The following is an 18269-nucleotide window of genomic DNA, read 5'->3' on the forward strand; positions in this document are numbered from 1 at the left end:
TTAGTCCTTCTTTCCGGCAGGAACGGCGATGGCGATGGTTTTAGCGACGGCCCATTCGGCCGGCCCCTTCCCTATCAGGCGGCGCCATAGGCTCGCGAGGACGAGGAAGAGGGCGATGAACGCGCAGGCCCAGCCGGTATTGTGGAGGGAGACGTGGCCCTGCCAGTAGTAAGCGGTGAGCACATGCAGGATGTAGATGCTCAGCGACATTGCCCCCAGCGCAGCAAAGGGATACGCCAGCTTAGGCACCACTCGACCGATAAGCAGGCATAAGTGCAGGACGATGGCGGCGACGGCGATGGATAGGACAATCTCTCCCAGCACGCCGGTGTGGCCGGTAAAGCGCAGCCAGCCAGGCATGTCCGGGGCAAAGCGGAAGTAAAAGCCGGCAGCGGCAACCACGGCGGCGATGCCGGTGGACACCCACTGGGCAGCGGCACGGGAGCTGCGGATATAGACCTCATAGAGCAGCATGCCAGCGAGGAAATAGGCGCAATAGGCCAGCAGCGGATAGACCTGCGGAAGGGTCAGCGGCGCATATTTTATGGTCGCGGCGGCGGTGGCAGCGGCGAGTAGCAGGAGCTTCCACCACCAGCGCAGCGGCGGGACCCAGGACACCAGGATCATCGTGATGCCGATGACCACGAGGACGATCTGAATCTCGCCGCCCACGGGCAGCAGGGCGAGGCCGATAAGCGTAATTATGCAGCCGCGAGCGATGATGCGCAGGAACGTCGTCGCCGTGAAATCGCGGGACATAAGCATCAACGTGACGCCGGCCAGGATGGCGAATAGTGCGGCGGGCAGGCCATTCAAAATGACCTTGGTATGCCACACCAAGGAGGCCATATGCAGAACTATCATGCCGATAATCGCAAGTGAGCGGGCTATATCGAGCCCCACAATGCGCGAGGGTGCTAACACCTAGCGTTCTCCTTCAAGACGGAGGGGAACGCGTCGCCGCGCTCCCCTTGTTAATAAAGACTTTCTTTTTCTACTAAGTCTGTCTGGAAGGTTGCTGCGAATATTTTATAGGTGTCCTGCATTTTATAAGTGGATTGCGTGAGACTTGTGCGGAGCACGGTGTACAGCGGTGCGGGACTAGTCGCGGAAGGAACTATCGCGGCGCTTGCGCGAACGAGAAGGATCGGCGGCCAGCTTTAGAAGTGGGGCTGCGGCGATACCGATGGCCAAGCCGGCCACAAAGAGCCAGAACATGCCAGAGCCCAGCCACAGCATTAAGCCAAGGATGGCGCCGGCGATGAGGCCGGGAACAAGCGAGGAAGACTTCATAGAGCGGAACCTAGGTGAGGCGGGCTAAGATACAAGAAAAGCCGCCCGAAGGCGGCTGATTTTGTGCGCCCGGAGGGATTCGAACCCCCAACCTTCTGATCCGTAGTCAGATGCTCTATCCGTTGAGCTACGGGCGCAGACCGTTGGTAAGCAGTGCGTGTGCTCTGCTGTGCAACGAGAATTTACTATACCCACGGTCCGGAAAACTAACAAATCGCCTGTTCACCCGGCGTTCACCTGACGGAAATGGCAGTGATTAGGGAGCAATGAGGGTGGCAACTTCGGCGTCGGAAAGCAGGGCACCCCGAAGCGCCCTGAGGGTGGACTGGTGATCGAAGTCGATACCGATAAGGACAATTTCGGTACCGGGCGTCACGTCATTTGCAGCCCAGAGCGAAGCGGGCACGATTTGAAGGTTAGGCCCAGCCTGCTGCCAAGCGTGGGCGAGTTGAAGATCGGTATCGAGCCAGCAATACCCCTTAGAGCGCACCAGGCCGGTACTGGCACGAAGGGCGGCGAGCAGACGATCGCGGTTAAAGGGGCGGTCGGCGCGGAAAACGACGGAGGAAATGCCATATTCCTCGGTTTCGGGCGTGTGCGGCTTAGCCAGCTCCTCGGCGTAGCCATGGTAAGTCGCGGCAGTGGCGGCGTCGTACAGGTGGGCATCAAGGACCAGCCGTGGGTCAATGGCACCATCGGTGACCATTACGACCCGGGCACGGGGGTTCATAGCGCGAACGGTCGCGATGACGCGCTCGGTTTCGGCAGCATCAACCAGATCGGTCTTGGTAACAAGGATGAGGTCAGCAAACTCGACTTGGTCCACGAGTAGGTCTGCCACGGTGCGATCATCGCTGGGTGTGGCCTCAATATTCTCGGACGCTAGGCTCTTACCGCGACGCAGGTAATCAAGAAAAGTGGAAGCATCCACGAGAGAGACCATGGTGTCGATAGGGGCGACGTCGGCAAGCGTGGTGCCGTCCGCAAACTCCCATTCAAAGGTGGCGGCCACGGGCATAGGCTCGGAAATGCCAGTGGACTCGATGACGATCTGATCGAAGCGGCCGGAGCGGGCCAGCTTACCTACGGATTCGATGAGATCCTCGCGCAGGGTGCAGCAGATACAGCCATTGGATAGCTCAACAAAGCGGTCTTCGCCGCGCTCGAGGTGCCCCTCGCCAGCAACGAGGGCGGCATCGATATTTACCTCGGAGAAGTCGTTGACGATGACGGCAAGCTTGCGCCCTTCGCGGTTGGCAAGCAGGTGGTTCAGGAGCGTGGTTTTTCCGCTGCCCAAAAATCCGGACAGCACAGTAACGGGTGTAGCCATTCCCTAATGGTAACGTTTTTCATTAGGGAATGGCTACGAAGCTCCTACCTTTAAATGGACAGGCCGAAGATTGGCACTGCCAGCACGTACACCGTCAGGGTGATGAGGAAGATACCGATGATATTGAGGCCGAGGCCGCCCTTGATCATCTCGCCAATCTTGACGTAGCCAGAGCCATAGGCAATGGCGTTCGGCGGGGTGGCGACAGGAAGCATGAATGCGCAGGTTGCCGCGAGGGCCACCGGGATGGTGAGGAGAAGGACGTTGATATCGCCATCGGCAGTAAGCCCCACACCCACGGCAACACCACCCATAATCGGGATAAACGTAGCCGCCGTCGCGGTATTGGAGGTGATCTCCGTCAGGAAGAGCACCAGCGCAGCCACGGCAGAGACGATGAGGACAACCGGCAGGACGCTAAGCCCCTTGGCCATCTCACCAATCCACAGGGACAGGCCGGAGGAATTAAAGACCGAGGACAGCGACAGGCCGCCGCCGAAGAGCAGGAGGACGTCCCACGGCATTTCATTGGCCGTCTTCCAGTCCAGCAAGCGGATACGGCGCTGGTTGTCCGCGGGCAGGATAAAGAGCAAGATGCCGGCGGCGATGCCCACGATGGCATCGTCATAGTTCTCGAATTCCTTGAGGACCAGCGGCAGGGTAACCCAGGCTGCGGCGGCGAGGACGAAAATGATGCCGGTCATGATCTGGGGGCGGGTCCAGGGGCCGAGGGCCTCAATTTCGTCATTGATGAGCTCGCGCCCGCCAGGAATATCCTTCATTTCCGGCTTGAAAATGGTGATGAGCAGGGCCCAGGCAATCAGCAAGAAGATAGTCGCAAGCGGCACACCGACCGCCATCCACCGGCCGAAGCCGAGGGTAACGCCCCAGGTATCGGCCATATATGCATTGAGGAAGGCATTCGGCGGGGTGCCGATGAGCGTACCCAGCGAACCGATGGAGGCGGAGTAGGCAATACCCAGCATTAGCGCCGTGGCAAACTTCTTTTGCTTATCCCAACCACCTACGGTTTCCGCGGTCAGCGCGAGCACCGAGGTACCGATAGGCAGCATCACCACTGCCGTGGCGGTATTAGATACCCACATGGACAAAAAGCCGGTGGCCAGCATGAATCCCAAGATCAGGCGCTTGGGCGAGGTGCCGATGATCTTCACCACGTACAGCGCTAGGCGGCGGTGCAGGTTCCAGCGCTGCAGAGCAAGCGCGATAAGGAAGCCACCCATGAACAAGAAAATGGTCGCGGACGCATATGGGGCGCCCACTTCCTTAATCGTGCCCACACCGGCGAGCGGGAAGATGACCAGCGGCAGCAGCGCGGTGGCGGCGAGCGGAATGGCCTCGGTCATCCACCACACGCCCATCAAGATGGTTACGGCAGCGACGGTGCGGATGGCACTGAGAGTGTACTCGGCTTCCGGATCTGCACCCGCGGAGCCCTGTACGGTCTCGATCGCATTCGAGGGGAAGATAAAGAAGACCAGTACGGCCAAACCCAAGCCAATGAAGAGGCCGATGAACTGGCGGCGCCACTCGCTGCGCGGCGCCCCGGGGGCCTCGTCACCTTCGGTGTGGGCGGTAGATTCGTGAGTATGCGGGGTGGTCATACCGCGCGCTCCTTCACTTAGAGAGGATTGTGCTGTGGGATATGCTCCGTATTTCCCAGTTTATTAGCTAGGCCGAGGCAGCAGACCGAAAGTTATCCAGTTCACTGCGAAGCATGCACTGACCATACAAAACATGTGACGCAGAAACCATATCCCGCCACACGCAGCCACCCCCGCACCCCCGTAGAGCACACACTGCACCTGCCCGAAACCGGAAATGACCCCACCACTTCCCTACCCCCGAACCGTAGGGAGGCGCGCTAGATACCCAGCACGGTCTTGGCAATCAGGAAGTAGATAATCAGGCCCGTGGCATCACAGAAGGTAGAGATGAAGGGGTTGGAAAAGACCGCCGGATCGGCGCCGATGGTCTTAGCCACGATGGGCATAAGCCCGCCGACGGTCGCGGAAATGGAGCAGATCAAAAACAGCGTCGAGCCGATGACGAGGCCGATGCTTAGGCCATAAACCAGGGTGGCCAGCGCCAGGCCAGCGAGTCCCAGCACGGCGCCGAGTAGCATGCCGACGCGCAGCTCGCGCCACATGACGGCGAGGAGATCGCGCGTGCGGACGTCGCCCAGCGCCAAGGCACGCGTCACCGTGGTAGCCGCCTGGTTGCCGGTATTTCCACCGGTGCCGGTCAGCAGCGGAATAAAGAGGGACAGGACCACGGCCTTGGCCAATGTGTCTTCAAAGGAATCGAGTACCTGCACCGTCAGCAGCGCAGAGACGGCCAGCACGAGCAGCCACACGATGCGCGAACGCACCAGCTTGAGCAGCGGCGTGGACAGGTACGGCTGCTGGAGGGCCTCGGTACCGCCGGCGCGAGCGGAGTCCTCGCTATCTTCTTCCTCCACGATATCGGTAGCATCATCCCACGTCAGCAGGCCGACAAGGCGGTGCGAGTCATCCACAACGGGCAGCGCCAGCATATCCAGCGGCAGGAACCAGCGCGCGGTTTCCTCCGCATCATCGCCGGCCTGGGCAAAGACGGGTTCCTGCATAATATCGGCCATGGTGAGAGCGGCATCGGCAGTAAAAATCTCGCGCAGGCTTACCACGCCCACCAAGCGCCGGTCCTCGCGCGTAATGGGCACGGTATAGATGGTCTCTAGCTCGTGTGCGGTTTCCCGCAGCTTGTACAGGGCATCCCGCACGCTCATCTCTGGGTGGATGACGGGAACCTCGGGCGACATGCGGCGGCCCACCGAGCCCTTGTCATAGCCCAGCACCACGCCCGTGACATCGCGCTTTGATTGGGTCAGCGAGCGCAGCAGGCGGTCCGCAATTTCCGCAGGCAGCTCGTCCAACAAGGCCACGCGATCTTCCGGGTCGAGCTCATCAAAGAACTCATAAACATCGGCATTGCCCAGTTCATCGATGATATCCGCCTGGTGCTTGGCATCGAGGGCATCAAAGACGGCGATCGACTTTTGGCGCGGCAACAGGCGCAGGGCCAGCGCCGCGCGGATGGCATTTTGCCGCTCGACGACGGCGATAAGATCCTGCAGCGGCACCCTACCCAAAAGTTCTTGCAGGCGCGGGGCCTTCTGTGGATCGATGGCGTCTTCTTGCTTCAGCCACGCTTCGACGATATCGCTAGCCTGCTCGGTGGTCTCCGCCATCGCGCTGCCCCTGCCTTTCTTTCCTCTGGGATTGAGCTCCCTGAGTATTAATTACAGCCCATTTAGACTACGCCATACTGCAGGGAATGCCGCTAGCTGGCAACCTGCCGGTGACCGGTTACCTCAAGGTGCGGCGTATCCCCGTCCAGCGTGAGGTTTCCGGTGAATTCTTGGGTAGCGCAGCAGGCTGGGTCATCGTCAGCATAGGCACGCCAGGTAACGGTGACCGTGTCTTTGGTCCACTGCAGCTGCTGGATATGCCCGCGCGCTGGTGGCATTCCCTCGCGCTCCCAATCATCCACCTTGGTGATGTAGTTCAGATCGTTGTCATAGATAAGCAGGTTATCCGGCCATCCCGTACCGCCCTGATTACAGACGTAGGTAATGACGGCTTCGTCCCTGCCATCGCCGTTGATATCCGCGTAGGCGCCCTTTGGCGTATCGTCCTGATTCAGCTTCAGGCCCGCCGCGGCGACGTCAAAGAGCATCCCGGTCTTAAGATGCTGTGGCAGCTGGCCGCCTTCCAAGTTGCCCGCTTGGTTATTGCACAACGCCGGAACCCACAGGGAATCGAGGGCCTCTACCGGGATGATTTTATTTTCCCCGCCGCCCTCGGCGTCCTTGTCTGCATCGTTTTCATCTTTATCCGCTGCGGCTTTGGTGGTGGTTTCTTCTGCCGGGGAGTCCGTGGCCGAGGACTGAGACTCGGCCTCTGTTTCAGACGCGGCCGCCGCAGAGGAGCTCGGGGCAGTGCCGGTGAAATTCGGCTTATCCGCGGCCTCGGTGGAGTCAGTGGAATTGGAACAGCCGCTCAAGGCGGCAACGGCGGTCACCGCGAGGACGGCAAGAGGGAGAGATAGGGGTTTAGACATAGGCATAATATACAGCGCTGCGGCTTCCCGAGCTGGGCGAAAACCTAGGAGAAAAGCCCCCAGAGCGCGAAGGCAGCCAGCAGGGACACGAGCCCCGCGGTGCTCGCAAGGATGATGGCGTGAGGGAGGGAACGGTGGGTGGACAAGGCGGCGTCGACAAGCGAGGCACGCTGCCACACCGCCAAGGCCAATGCCAATACGCCCGCAGCGATAAAGACCAACGGCAAGAAGACGTGCACGCTTACCGCCCGCATAACCCCCAGCACCACCAAAGACAACGCCAAAAGGGTGCGCTGCCACGATAGGCGGGTGCGTTCGGGCTGCAGGCCGGGATCAAAAAGTGGGCTAGCCAAGGAATTCGCCTACTACGAGCGCACCCGCGACCACCACGATCGCCACGACGAGCACCGGGATGGCAAAGCTAAAGGGCAACGGGCGTTCCTCGCGCATCGCGCGTTCGGACTGCTTCCAGTGCACCCATGCCACCAGCGGCAGAATAATAGCGACGACCAGCATGAATACCGACACCGCAGAGCGCAATTCGGCCGGCAGGGGAACGTCAAAGGCCTCGAGCGCCACGCCGCCAGCAATCAACGCCAAGGAGGTGCGGATCCAAGCCAAGAACGTGCGCTCATTAGCGAGCGTGAAACGCGGATCAGGGTCGGTGCCAACCGCAAACACCGAGCGGGGAAACCTCGAGTCACTCATGTCCACCACCTTATATTCATTTTCGGTTTGAGTCCCAATAAAGGCGCACTGCGCAGCATCCTCCCGTATTCTCAACAGTGCAGGCCAGCCCCTACGCGAAGGAGCACCTCGCTATGTACCTGCCCCAAAGCCCCCTGCAATTCGATACCTCGCCGGGCCTGCGCTTCGCGCGTGCCGCCCGCACCGCGGGCGTACACAAACCACACCCACACCCCAAGCGCTCGGCCCTGCGTGAGGCCATTGCCGCCGCCGGTCCGGCGCCCGGACGCAATGCCTCCCTATCCCTCTTTATGGTCGTAGGGATGGTCTTCGGGCTAACTGGCATCCTCACCTCCGCTTTTCCTCTGGTGCTGCTGGCTGCCCGTGCGCCCCTTATTGGATTCTCCTTGCTCGGGATAATCCTTTGTGCAGCTATCTGGGGTATCCGCCGCGCATTGTCGTACCGCAAGCGAATCCAGCAGGCCTGGGATAATAACTGGCTAGTCTTCTACCCGGCCCTAGTAGGAAGCCTGGTCAAACGCGGTTCCCAAACCAGCAACGGCAAGACCACCTATATGTACAGCACCTGCCTCATGGTGCTGCGCCCCGATGGCGGCACCGACATAGTAGAAGGCCTGAGCGCCACGGGCCTGCCGAGTCCCGCTCAATTAGAAAGCTCCGGCGCCTGCCTAGCTGGCTGCTCGGAGGAGCTACGCGTGGATTTTGAACATAATAATGGCTGGACCCTCTACGCGGTGATAGACGGCGCCCCGATCGATTCCGGCACCATCGGCCATGGCTTAACCCACGAACAGATTGCCGCCGCCCTTACCGTAGCTGAACGCGACTGGGTGCCCCGCTTCATGAATTAAGGAGCACCACCAGGCACCACATCTAAGTTCACCGCCTGCACGCCGCGAGGTTATAGTCGAGCCCATGATTGAAGTTGCCGCCGTAGTTTTCCGTAATTCCTTTGGACATGTCCTCACCGTGCGCAAGGAGTCTTCCACCAAGTTCCAGCTGCCCGGCGGCAAGCTTGAGGCCGGCGAAACCCCAGTACAGGCCGCGGCCCGCGAGGTCGCAGAGGAAATCGGTGTGGAGGTCCGTCTCCCGGAGCTTTCCCCGCTCGGAACCTTCGACGCGCCGGCCGCCAACGAACCCGGAGAAACCGTGCGCGGACGCATCTTTACCTATCCGCGCCCCGTCCTTGCCCGCGCTGCCGCAGAAATTGCCGAAATCGCGTGGGTAGACCCGACCAACCCGGATCGCGAGCTCGCCCATCTCTTGCGTGACGAGGTCTTTCCTGCCCTAGAATCCTAAGGCCCCGCTTAGTCTCTTGGGAATTTCCTATTGCGGCTCTTAAGAGGGCAACCTAGAGTTATTTTCATCAGAATTGAGTGATGAAAGGACTGACCCCCATGCCGCAGCAATCCACACCGGGACCTATCGTGACGATTACTTTCCTCGCCCTAGGAGTCATTAGCTCTGTTATCGCCATTCTCATGGTGCCTGCCCTCTTCCACGAGGTCACTTCCCTACGCGCTGCGGCTTTTACCGGAAGCTTCATCTTCGGCGTTGGCATGCTCACGCTCTTCCGCCGCTGCGCCAAGTACCAGCGCAAATAGCAGATTTCTCCGCTGCACGGAGCCGACGAGAATAGAAAACGCGAATTAAAAAATCCCGAGCGCGCTCGCTCGGGATTAAATGGCGGAGATGAGAGGATTCGAACCTCCGGACCCCAGAAGGGTCAACTCCTTAGCAGGGAGCCCCATTCGGCCGCTCTGGCACATCTCCACGGTTCTCAAGGAACCTCGTTTGAGAATACCTGCCTGCCCCGCTGCTGCCAAACTAGCCCCCTGCTTTCACGCCCGCAGCAAAGACGCAGGCCCTAAAGTGGGAGGCATGATTCGCCCAGACCTGAAAGCCATCCCCGCCTACGCCGCCGGCGCGCGCAACGATGACGCGCTCAAGCTCTCCTCCAACGAGGCCGCGCACCCGCCGCTGCCGGAGGCGGCCGCGGCCATGGCGGAGGCCGTGACGAAGGCTAACCGTTACCCGGATATTGCGGCCACCGCGCTGCGCGAGGACCTCGCCGCGCACCTAGGTGTGGATCCCGAGCAGGTAGCGGTGGGCACCGGATCGTCGGCGCTGTGCCAACAGTTGGTAGAAATTGCCGCTACCCCTGGTGAAGAAGTCCTCTTCCCGTGGCGCTCCTTCGAGGCCTACCCCATCTTCGCCCAGGTAGTCGGCGCCCACCCCATCCCGGTTCCGCTAGGTGCAGACCAGCGCGTGGATCTGCCGGCCATGGCGCAGAAGATTACGGACAAGACCCGGCTTATCTTCGTGTGCAACCCCAATAACCCGTCCGGCACCACGGTGACCAAGGACGAGTTCGCCGCTTTCATGGATGCCGTGCCTGCCGACGTCCTCGTTGCCCTCGACGAGGCCTATATCGAATACAACCGCGCCACCAACATTCCGCTGGGTACGGAGCTAGTGGGCACCTATCCCAACCTGGTGTGCCTGCGCACCTTCTCAAAGGCTTATGGCCTGGCCGGGGTGCGCATCGGTTATGCCTTTGGCCCGGAAAATATTATTGAGGCCCTCAATAAGGTGGCCATCCCCTTTTCCGCCAGCACCGTGGCGCAGGTTGGCGCCCGCGCAGCCCTGGCAGCGCAGGATTCGCTGCGGGAGCGCACTGATGAGGCCGTCGCCCAGCGCGAGCGCCTAGAAGAAGCCTTGCAGGACTGGGGAGTGCCGCATTCCGAGGCAAACCATGTCTGGCTGCCGGCCGCGAATCTGGCCCGCCTTGGTACCCCGCAGGAAGTGGCCGCTCGCCTGGCCGAACGCGGCGTGCTCGTGCGCGCGTTTAGCGAAGGCATACGCATTACCGTGACCACCGAAGAAGAAACCGACACCCTGCTGCAGGCGTGGAACGCAACCATAGGAGGCTAAATGCGCTCACTCATCAACTTTGCCCTGAATGTCTTTGCCATCGCGGTGGCGCTGTGGGCGGTGGTTACTGTCATTCCCGGCATCACCATCACCCCAGCAAAGACCGGCAACTTCATCGCCATCGCCATCGTCTTCATCATTATTAATGCCGTGGTCATGCCGGTCCTGCGCGTCCTCGGCGCGCCGCTGACCTGCCTGACGCTCGGGCTTTTCTCCCTCGTCATCAACGGCGCCGCGCTCATCATCGTGGAGTGGGCGCTCAATTCCCTGGACCTGGGAATCGGCCACCTCGTCATCGACTCCTGGGGTGCCGCGATCATCGGCGCCATCGTGCTGTCCATCGTCAGCAGCGTCATTAACTTCTTTACCAGTCCGCTGCGCCAGCGCGATTAGCCGCCCGCAAAAGGCGGCAGGACGTCCACTCGGGTCACGCCAACCAGAGGGGAATCCATGGCGGTGTTCCCGGCGCCGTCGATAAGAAAGCTACAGCGCCCCAAGACCTCTTTCAGGCTCATGCCGGCCTCGGTGGTGCCGGTATGCTCCCTGCCCAGCTGCGCCACCAGATCACCCAAGGTGGCGGGGGCTTCTACCTGCTCAGAAGCCACGCCCGCAGCGGCGCGGGCGGCGGCGAAATAGTGAACGGTCAACATGCCCTCTACTATGCCCCGCACGCCCATGCCATGTCGAGACCGCGGGTAAACTAGCCACCATGCGCACACCCGAGACTCACGCGCGCGAGGTCGCAGCGGCCCTGCCCGCACGCCAAGCCACCACCGTGCCCCTCACCCAGGCGCAGGATATGGTTCTAGCTGCAGACATACACGCCGGCTTCCCCTCCCCTCGCTTTGATAACTCCCAGATGGATGGCTACGCCCTCCCGCAGTGCGCGGCCGGGACCTACCCGGTGGGCCCCACCATCGCGGCCGGCACGGAGCCCGCCCAGGTACTCGACGGCCCGCTTGCCAGCGCCTGCCCCATCATGACCGGCGCCAAGGTGCCGGATGGAACTGCAGCAATCGTGCCCATCGAGCGCTGCGAACCACAAGAATTCCTCTCCCCGGGCGGCCGCATCACCGTGCCAAAGACGTCGCCAGGCCAATTCATCCGCCGCACCGGCTCGGACCTGGAAGAAAGCGCCCTCCTCGCCGCCCGCGGCGATAAGCTCACGCCGGTGCGCTTGGCCGCCCTCGCTTCCCAAGGAATCGACGAGGTAGAGGTCTACCGCCCCGCCCGCATCCTCATCTGCACCGGCGGCGCGGAAATCGGCCACGGCAGCGCCGCCATTCCGGATGCCAATGCGCCACTCTTAACGGCAATGGCCCACCGCGCCGGCATCGACGTCGCGGGCTATATCACTACCGACGATGACCCGCAGGCCCTAGAACTAGCCTTCACAGAAGCCATCGCGCAGCACCGCCCGGACGCCATCATTACCTCAGGCGGAATCTCCGCCGGGAAATTTGAAGTAGTCCGCCAGGTGCTCGATGGCTGGTTCGGCCATGTGGACCAGCAACCCGGTGGCCCGCAGGGCATCGCCACTTTCCACAACACCCCAGTGATCTGCTTGCCCGGAAACCCCATTTCCACGTTGGTAAGTTTCCGCCTCTTCGTCGCGCCTGCGCTCGGCTGGGCACCAGAGCCTTTCCACGTCCCCCTGGCCGCGGGCATCGAGGGCCTCCCGCACAAGGACCAATTTCGCCGCGGGCGCGTCGATTCCCACGCCCATATCCTCGGTGGTGCCAGCTCCCACCTGCTCGCCCAAGCGGCAGACGCCACCCATCTCATCCGCATCCCTGCCGGTCAACGCCTTGAAGAAGGCCAGGAAGTGGAGGTTTACCCACTATGAGCGCACAGCGCACCGCCATCGTCATCGTCGCCTCTACTCGCGCCGCCGCGGGCATCTACGACGATCGCTCCGGCCCCATCGCGGTGGATTTCTTGCGCCGCAAGGGCTTTGACTGTCCCGACGCACGCATCGTCCCCGATGCCGAAATCGCCGCCGCCGTTGCCGCCGCCTTCGCCGAAAAGCCCGCGGTCATCCTGACCTCCGGCGGCACCGGGCTGACGCACGATGACCGCACGGTAGAGGCCGTCGCCCCACATATCACCCGCGAGCTGCCCGGCATAGCGGTGGCCTTCTGGCAGAAGGGATTGGAAAGCGTACCCACCGCGGTAGCCTCCCGCGCCATCGCCGGCGTCAATGACTCCACCTTTGCCATGACGCTTCCCGGTTCCACCGGCGGGGTAAAAGACGGCTGCGCGGTTTTGGAAGAATTAATCGTTCCGATCGTCGATATGTTAGAAGGAAAACATGAGCACTGATCCCTCCTATGTGGCCGAGCAAACCGGTTGCACCATTGGCACGCTTCTGAGCGATCAACCCCTTGAATCCCTCCTTGCCGCTGCCAAGGAAGAGGCCGCCACTGCCGCCATGGGTGCCGTCGTCACTTTTGAGGGCATCGTCCGCGATCACGATGGCGGCCGGCCGAATGTCACCCTTCTTTCCTATAGCGCCCACCCATCCGCGCCGGAGAAGCTACAAGAAGTCACCGATTCCGTCGCTGCCAACCACCCAGTGCGCCTGTGGGCCGCCCACCGCACGGGGGATCTCAAGGTCGGCGACCTCGCCTTTGCCGTAGTAGCGGCCGCCGCGCACCGCGGCGATGCCTTCCGGGCCGCCGAGGAATGCGCCGATCGGGTCAAGGCGGAAGTCCCCATCTGGAAGGAACAAAGCCACGGCGATGGCTCCACCAACTGGGTGGGTCTGGAATGAGCATCCGCTATGCCCGCCAGGAAGCGCTCTGGGGCGAGGAAGGCCAGCGCAAGCTCAGCGACGCGCACGTAGCGGTCATTGGTGCCGGCGGCCTGGGATCCCCGGCCCTGCTTTACCTCGCCGGCGCGGGGGTGGGCCGCATTTCGCTTTTCGACGACGACGTGGTCTCCCCCTCCAACCTGCACCGCCAAGTCATCCACACCACCGCCGCCATCGGCACACCGAAGACCGATTCCGCCGCGGCCGCCGTCCGCGCACTCAATCCAGAGGTGGACATCACCTGCCACGGCCGCCTCGAATCGGCGACGGCGATGAAACAATTGCGCGGCTGCGATCTCATCCTCGATGGCACCGATAATTTCGACGCCCGCTACCTCAGCTCCTGGGCCGCCCACGAGCTCGGCATCCCGCACGTATGGGCCTCCATCCTCGGCTTCGATGCCCAGCTCAGCGTTTTCTGGTCCGGCCACGGCCCCGTCTACGAGGATGTCTTTCCCACCGCTCCCGCACCCGGCGAGGTTCCTTCCTGCTCGCAGGCCGGAGTCTTAGGCCCGGTGGTCGGCGTTGTCGGCTCAGCCATGGCGCTCGAAGCGCTCAAACTCATCACCGGCGTAGGCACTCCACTCATCGGCACGCTCGGCTACTTCGATGCCCTTTCCGGTACCTGGGAATATATCCCGCTCCAGCCCACCGGCGCACAACCCACCCAGCCTGCCGACGCCCCCGAGGTCCGCGAGATTCCCCCACACGCCCCGCTTATCGACGTCCGCACCTCCCCCGAGCGTGCCCAATCCGCGATCCCCAATTCCACGCACTTTGAGCTCGACCGCATCCTCGCCGGTGAAAATCCCAACATCGAAGCAGATGCTGCGGCCATTATCTATTGCGCCAGCGGCATTCGTTCCGCCCAGGCCGTAGACGTACTCCGCAAGCGCGGCTTCACCAACGTCGTCTCCCTGCGCGGCGGTATTAATGGCTGGCTCGAGCAAACTTAATCCGCGGCAGGAGGATAGTTGTTCTGAGTAACTAACGCTCAACTGAGAGTGTCTCAGAAACAACAAAAGGCGAATGATTTAGGAAGAATTGCGTAGTTTGTCTTTGCCAGCGTCGGCCCAAAAGTCGTAAGTCTGTGATTAAAGTAGTCGAGCCTGACTACTCTGCTTTCAAAATCTGGCAGCGCTTTCTCAGAAGATCGGCGTGTTGATAAATATCTTCAACTGTTTCAAGATCGAAATATTGTTCGCTTTTTTCCTCTCCAAAAATGCCAATTCGGGGTACTCGACGATCAAAATACAGGCGCGCGATAGGCTTTCGATTGTTGTCTTGGAATAAAATCGCGCAGTAACTCTTAGCATCGCGCAATGCAATGTCCGCTACCGGAACGTCAGCACAGCAGATCGCCTTAATAATGGAATATGCTTGAAGCTCTTCTTCAGTTGTTACAACTCCATCACTCACAACATTCTCTTCAACCTGTTTCTCCTCTACAGGAGACTTTTCTACGGCCGTGGAGACATCGTCAAAGTCCTGAGCAGAACGCAACCTTCGATTAGCCTCATCTTTCAAGAATTGCGATTGTGCGGTTTCCACCAACTTGGTGAAAGTCTCTAGGTTCTGTGCAGTCATTCGCCGTGTAGTAACGCGAGCTGCTATAAGTTTTACCCATTCCGCATCAGGTTCTTTAAATTGCGTGGATAAAACTTTACGGATTTCCGAAATGTATTTCAGCTGTTCCGCACTTGCTACAATTGTTTCAAAATCAAATTTTGATTTCGTGCACATTTCAAGATGGGGAAAGATACGTGCATCTACGTTACTCAAATCTAAAGTCATGAATGGCTTCTCATCCATTCGGTTGGCAGCATCGAGTTGCGCATAAAACTCATAGACCTCGCCATTAGTCAAAATCGCAAATTCAGTATCCGTGACGTTAAAGTAGCGAACGAGCTGATTTGCGTGACTTATGTTTAGAGGCTCACCGATTTTCTTGCACTCAATAAGAAACCGAAAATCATCTCCCGATTTGATCGCAAAGTCGACTTTCTCACCCTTTTTCACGCCTACGTCGGCCGTATATTCCGGTATTACTTCGCGTGGATCTGTGACGTCATAGCCTAGAACAGTGCTGATAAAAGGAATGATGAATGCAGTTTTCGTTGCCTCTTCAGTTTCAATTATGGGCTTCAGCTCTTGAACTCGCGCCGAGAGGCTCTGCACTGCTTGATTGATACTCATTCTTAGGTCCCCTTCTAGGAAAATTCGCGGACATAGACAATCACTCTAAGTAAGCAGGGAATCCATAAGTGGATTAGTTTCCACGATTCCAGCTCTGTTCTCTTTTTACCGTAGTAGAACACAATGCAAACGGTGCGCTATCCCCTATTTTGGCGCCAAATTTACAAAACGCGCAGACTAAAGTCATCAGAATGTAACCTCGAAAGCAAAAAGTCGCGCGACACCGAAAGCAACGATGCCACACGACTTCATATATTGCGGAGACGGCGGGATTTGAACCCGCGGAGGTATTACCTCGCCGGTTTTCAAGACCGGTGCATTCGGCCGCTCTGCCACGTCTCCATGATGTTCTTCGAAAACACCCATCGTGCCTACGAAGCAACTTGGTCAGTGTACTAAATAGATAGCCCGGTTTCCCAAAAAGCCACCTGCAGCACTAGATGTCGTCGCTGGATACTCCGAATTTCGTGGCACAGGACACACCAGGTTCGTTAAATTGGGCCCATGACTACAACACACATGAAGGCCATCGTTCAGACCGATCCACAGGATCGTCGGTCCTTAGAGCTCCGCGAAGTCGCTCTCCCACAGCTGCGTCCAGGCGAAGTGCTTGTGAAGGTGCAGGCGGCCGGCGTTAACCGCGGCGATATCCTGCAGACGATGGGTGCCTATCCGCCGCCACCGGGGGCGTCGGAAATCTTGGGCTTAGAAGCAGCAGGCACCATTGCCGATGCCGGAGATACGAACTGGGAGGTAGGCACCGAGGTGGGCTGCCTGCTTGCCGGTGGTGGCTACGCCGAATACGTCGCGGTTCCGCAGGGCCAGCTGCTTCCCGTGCCCAAGGGGTTGAGCGTCGAGGAAACTGCAGCGGTGGTTGAGGTCGGATGCACCGTGTGGTCCAACCTAGGCATTGAGGCAGGCCTTCACGAGGGCCAGCGCGTCCTCATCCATGGCGGAGGCGGCGGCATTGGCACTTTTGCCATCCAGGTAGCCAAGGCCCTCGGCGCAGAGGTGGCGGTGACGGCTGGCTCGAAGGAAAAGTTGGAGCGTTGCCGCGAGCTAGGCGCCGATATTCTCATCAACTATAAGGAGCACGACTTCGTAGAAGAGTTGAAGGGAAGCTGCGATGTCATTTTGGACATCATCGGCGCGAAATATCTGGAAAAGAATATGAAGTGCCTGGCCAAGGACGGCAAGCTCATCATCATTGGCATGCAGGGTGGCACCAAGGCGGAAATCAACTTGGGCGCCATGCTGCCCAAGCGCCTGACCGTCCAGGGCACGACGCTGCGCGCCCGCGACTTAGAAGACAAGGCACAGATTGTGGCGGGCACGGTAGAAAATGTGTGGCCCATGTTGGAAGACGGCCGCGTAAAGCACGCGCTGCACGCCACTTACCCGCTTGCCGACGCCGCCCAGGCCCACACCGCCCTAGACAGCGGCGAGGTCACCGGCACCTTGGTTCTTACCGTTTAAGCCAGCGAGGCTACGACGCGGATGAGATGCTCAACGTCGTGATAGGTGTTGAAGGGGCCGAGCGCAACAGTAACGGCACCGCCAATTTCTTCCACGCCCATCTCCGTGAGCAACGGGGTCTGCGGGGCAAGCGTGGTAACAAGGCCGTTATCAAAGAGGCGCTTGTGCACGGTCTCGGCCGGAACACCCTTTACTGCGAAGGTGAGGCGCGGCAGGCGATCGTCGGAGGCGCCTGCGGCAGCCTCCCCGGTCACGCCAAGAATATGCACGGCGGGCAGGGTGCTCAAGAAGGAATAGAGGTCAGCGCGCAGATCCTCCAAGTAGACGCTGAGCGCATCCATGGAGGTGCGCAGGCGCTTGCGGCGCGAGCCGCTCTCCCCACCGGCTAGGCCGGCAAGATGGTCCACAAGCGGTCCGACACCGCCGGCCAAGCCAGAGGAAATGGGTGTTTCCAGCTTGCGGGCGCCCTTGCCGGTATGCACCGGGTCGAGGGCGTCGAGGCGGCGGAACATGCGGGTATCGCGGAAGACCAAAGCTGCTAGCTGCGGTCCGCCCAGCAGTCCCAGATCGAGGCCCAAGATATCGGCGCCGAGATCATCAAAGTTGATGGGACGGTAGGGGGCGATCGCAGAGACGTCGAGAAGCGTCCAAGCGCGGGAGCGCTCATGGACGGTGTCAATGATCTCGGCGGCTGGGGAGACCGTGCCCAAAAGCTCGTGCGCGGCGGAAAAGGCGACGAGGCGCGTGGAGCCGTCGACAAGCTCGGCAAATTGGAAACCTGGCAGCTCACCCGTGCCCAAGTCTGGCTGGGCCCAGCGGGTCTCGGCCTTGACTTCAGAGAATGCCGAGTACAAAGACGGCGGATCCAGCTTGGAAAGCACCACCGAGGAATTGCTGCCCAACAGCGGACGGGCCGCGTGCGCCAAGGACTGGTACAACACGGGCAAGGACGGGCCAAGCACCACGCGGTCTGCCTTGGACCCGGTCAGATCCGCTACAGCCATGCGTGCGGCGGTGTAATTACCATCGCCTTCCAAACGGCCCGGCGCGGGCGTGGCAGAGTGGGCACCGCCTGGCCCCTCCTGGGTGGCCACCGCAGTGGACATCCGGAAGGAGCGCGCCACGCCGGAGGCGACGCGCTCAGAAATTTGGGGCACCGCGTGCGCGTTGAGGTAGGTCCAACCATCAGATAGCCCGGTGTATAAACCGCGCACACTGAATACGTCGTAGTGTGCCGAAGCTCCTGCTGGCATTACGGTCCCCTTCTTTATCGCGCTAGGCATCGCCACACAGTGGCGGTCGGTTCCCTACTGTATACGCGTTTGGCCCAAGTTTCCCAAATTTGAATTTTCGCTGGATATCGCTGTTTTCGCAGGCTGGCGGCGTGTAGTTCCCGTT

At 60.4% G+C, this 18269-nt stretch carries 21 protein-coding genes and 3 tRNA genes; 10 read left to right on the forward strand and 14 right to left on the reverse strand.

Features of this window, described 5'->3' with window-relative positions:
• The 9 genes from MHK09_RS07735 to MHK09_RS07775 all read right to left on the reverse strand — a co-directional run bounded on the left by MHK09_RS07735 (nt 1) and on the right by MHK09_RS07775 (nt 7453).
• Entirely contained in the window at nt 1-864 is an 864-nt protein-coding gene (locus MHK09_RS07735; protein ID WP_251068720.1) for a DUF418 domain-containing protein, read from the reverse strand.
• 237 nt (nt 865-1101) lie between these two features.
• Nucleotides 1102-1293, reverse strand: coding sequence for a hypothetical protein (locus MHK09_RS07740; RefSeq protein ID WP_250413155.1), 192 nt, complete (start codon nt 1291-1293; stop codon nt 1102-1104).
• Nucleotides 1294-1357: 64 nt separating this feature from the next.
• Nucleotides 1358-1430: transfer RNA gene (locus tag MHK09_RS07745), tRNA-Arg, on the reverse strand.
• Between the two features lie 119 nt (nt 1431-1549).
• Nucleotides 1550-2623, reverse strand: a complete 1074-nt coding sequence (locus tag MHK09_RS07750) for a GTP-binding protein (RefSeq protein WP_250413156.1) — start codon at nt 2621-2623, stop codon at nt 1550-1552.
• A 50-nt stretch (nt 2624-2673) separates the two neighbouring features.
• Nucleotides 2674-4248, reverse strand: a complete 1575-nt coding sequence (locus MHK09_RS07755; protein WP_250413157.1) for an SLC13 family permease — start codon at nt 4246-4248, stop codon at nt 2674-2676.
• A 260-nt stretch (nt 4249-4508) separates the two neighbouring features.
• Entirely contained in the window at nt 4509-5873 is a 1365-nt protein-coding gene (gene mgtE, locus MHK09_RS07760; protein WP_250413158.1) for a magnesium transporter, read from the reverse strand.
• A gap of 92 nt (nt 5874-5965) precedes the next feature.
• Nucleotides 5966-6745: an LppP/LprE family lipoprotein gene (locus tag MHK09_RS07765; RefSeq protein ID WP_250413159.1), complete on the reverse strand. Its 780-nt coding sequence runs from the start codon at nt 6743-6745 to the stop codon at nt 5966-5968.
• A gap of 44 nt (nt 6746-6789) precedes the next feature.
• Nucleotides 6790-7098 carry a DUF202 domain-containing protein gene (locus tag MHK09_RS07770; RefSeq protein ID WP_150851118.1) on the reverse strand — a complete coding sequence of 103 codons (309 nt, stop codon included), beginning with the start codon at nt 7096-7098 and terminating at the stop codon, nt 6790-6792.
• A complete protein-coding gene (locus tag MHK09_RS07775) occupies nt 7091-7453 on the reverse strand; it encodes a YidH family protein (RefSeq protein ID WP_236882844.1) in 363 nt (120 codons plus the stop codon). The genes MHK09_RS07770 and MHK09_RS07775 overlap by 8 nt, the downstream gene beginning before the upstream one ends.
• A gap of 113 nt (nt 7454-7566) precedes the next feature.
• Between MHK09_RS07775 and MHK09_RS07780 the strand changes: the two genes are divergently transcribed.
• The 3 genes from MHK09_RS07780 to MHK09_RS07790 all read left to right on the forward strand — a co-directional run bounded on the left by MHK09_RS07780 (nt 7567) and on the right by MHK09_RS07790 (nt 9057).
• The gene (locus MHK09_RS07780; RefSeq protein ID WP_250413160.1) at nt 7567-8304 is read left to right on the forward strand and encodes a hypothetical protein; all 738 of its coding nucleotides are present in this window, start codon (nt 7567-7569) and stop codon (nt 8302-8304) included.
• A 64-nt stretch (nt 8305-8368) separates the two neighbouring features.
• The gene (locus MHK09_RS07785) at nt 8369-8752 is read left to right on the forward strand and encodes an NUDIX hydrolase (RefSeq protein ID WP_250413161.1); all 384 of its coding nucleotides are present in this window, start codon (nt 8369-8371) and stop codon (nt 8750-8752) included.
• A gap of 80 nt (nt 8753-8832) precedes the next feature.
• A complete protein-coding gene (locus MHK09_RS07790; protein WP_034668758.1) occupies nt 8833-9057 on the forward strand; it encodes a hypothetical protein in 225 nt (74 codons plus the stop codon).
• Nucleotides 9058-9137: 80 nt separating this feature from the next.
• Here MHK09_RS07790 and MHK09_RS07795 read toward each other — a convergent pair.
• Nucleotides 9138-9226: transfer RNA gene (locus MHK09_RS07795), tRNA-Ser, on the reverse strand.
• A gap of 108 nt (nt 9227-9334) precedes the next feature.
• Between MHK09_RS07795 and hisC the strand changes: the two genes are divergently transcribed.
• Nucleotides 9335-10387: a histidinol-phosphate transaminase gene (gene hisC / locus MHK09_RS07800; RefSeq protein ID WP_005329730.1), complete on the forward strand. Its 1053-nt coding sequence runs from the start codon at nt 9335-9337 to the stop codon at nt 10385-10387.
• Nucleotides 10388-10780, forward strand: coding sequence for a phage holin family protein (locus tag MHK09_RS07805; protein WP_250413162.1), 393 nt, complete (start codon nt 10388-10390; stop codon nt 10778-10780). It begins immediately after the preceding gene.
• Here MHK09_RS07805 and MHK09_RS07810 read toward each other — a convergent pair.
• Nucleotides 10777-11037 (reverse strand): MoaD/ThiS family protein, encoded by a 261-nt coding sequence (locus tag MHK09_RS07810; RefSeq protein WP_250413163.1) that lies wholly within the window; start codon nt 11035-11037, stop codon nt 10777-10779. The genes MHK09_RS07805 and MHK09_RS07810 overlap by 4 nt on opposite strands.
• A 59-nt stretch (nt 11038-11096) precedes the next feature.
• Here MHK09_RS07810 and MHK09_RS07815 point away from each other — a divergent pair, with 59 nt between their 5' ends.
• The 4 genes from MHK09_RS07815 to MHK09_RS07830 are packed head-to-tail and all read left to right on the forward strand — an operon-like array spanning nt 11097 to nt 14155.
• A complete protein-coding gene (locus MHK09_RS07815; protein WP_250413164.1) occupies nt 11097-12233 on the forward strand; it encodes a molybdopterin molybdotransferase MoeA in 1137 nt (378 codons plus the stop codon).
• Nucleotides 12230-12709 carry a MogA/MoaB family molybdenum cofactor biosynthesis protein gene (locus MHK09_RS07820; RefSeq protein WP_005323196.1) on the forward strand — a complete coding sequence of 160 codons (480 nt, stop codon included), beginning with the start codon at nt 12230-12232 and terminating at the stop codon, nt 12707-12709. The genes MHK09_RS07815 and MHK09_RS07820 overlap by 4 nt, the downstream gene beginning before the upstream one ends.
• Nucleotides 12699-13160 (forward strand): molybdenum cofactor biosynthesis protein MoaE, encoded by a 462-nt coding sequence (locus MHK09_RS07825; RefSeq protein WP_005323197.1) that lies wholly within the window; start codon nt 12699-12701, stop codon nt 13158-13160. Before MHK09_RS07820 ends, MHK09_RS07825 begins: the two co-directional genes overlap by 11 nt.
• Nucleotides 13157-14155: a ThiF family adenylyltransferase gene (locus MHK09_RS07830; protein ID WP_005323198.1), complete on the forward strand. Its 999-nt coding sequence runs from the start codon at nt 13157-13159 to the stop codon at nt 14153-14155. Before MHK09_RS07825 ends, MHK09_RS07830 begins: the two co-directional genes overlap by 4 nt.
• A 157-nt stretch (nt 14156-14312) precedes the next feature.
• On the opposite strand, the gene MHK09_RS07835 is transcribed toward MHK09_RS07830, so the two are convergent.
• A complete protein-coding gene (locus tag MHK09_RS07835; RefSeq protein WP_005323199.1) occupies nt 14313-15395 on the reverse strand; it encodes a type I restriction enzyme HsdR N-terminal domain-containing protein in 1083 nt (360 codons plus the stop codon).
• A gap of 258 nt (nt 15396-15653) precedes the next feature.
• Nucleotides 15654-15737: transfer RNA gene (locus MHK09_RS07840), tRNA-Ser, on the reverse strand.
• A gap of 177 nt (nt 15738-15914) precedes the next feature.
• On the opposite strand from MHK09_RS07840, the gene MHK09_RS07845 reads away from it, so the two are divergent.
• Nucleotides 15915-16871 (forward strand): NAD(P)H-quinone oxidoreductase, encoded by a 957-nt coding sequence (locus MHK09_RS07845; protein ID WP_179387610.1) that lies wholly within the window; start codon nt 15915-15917, stop codon nt 16869-16871.
• Here MHK09_RS07845 and MHK09_RS07850 read toward each other — a convergent pair.
• Nucleotides 16868-18124 carry an aminotransferase class V-fold PLP-dependent enzyme gene (locus MHK09_RS07850; protein WP_250413165.1) on the reverse strand — a complete coding sequence of 419 codons (1257 nt, stop codon included), beginning with the start codon at nt 18122-18124 and terminating at the stop codon, nt 16868-16870. The two genes, MHK09_RS07845 and MHK09_RS07850, sit on opposite strands and share 4 nt — an antisense overlap.
• Nucleotides 18125-18269 lie beyond the last annotated feature (145 nt).

Origin of the sequence: Corynebacterium tuberculostearicum (assembly GCF_022347235.1) — a bacterium.
Lineage (GTDB): Bacteria > Actinomycetota > Actinomycetes > Mycobacteriales > Mycobacteriaceae > Corynebacterium > Corynebacterium tuberculostearicum_F.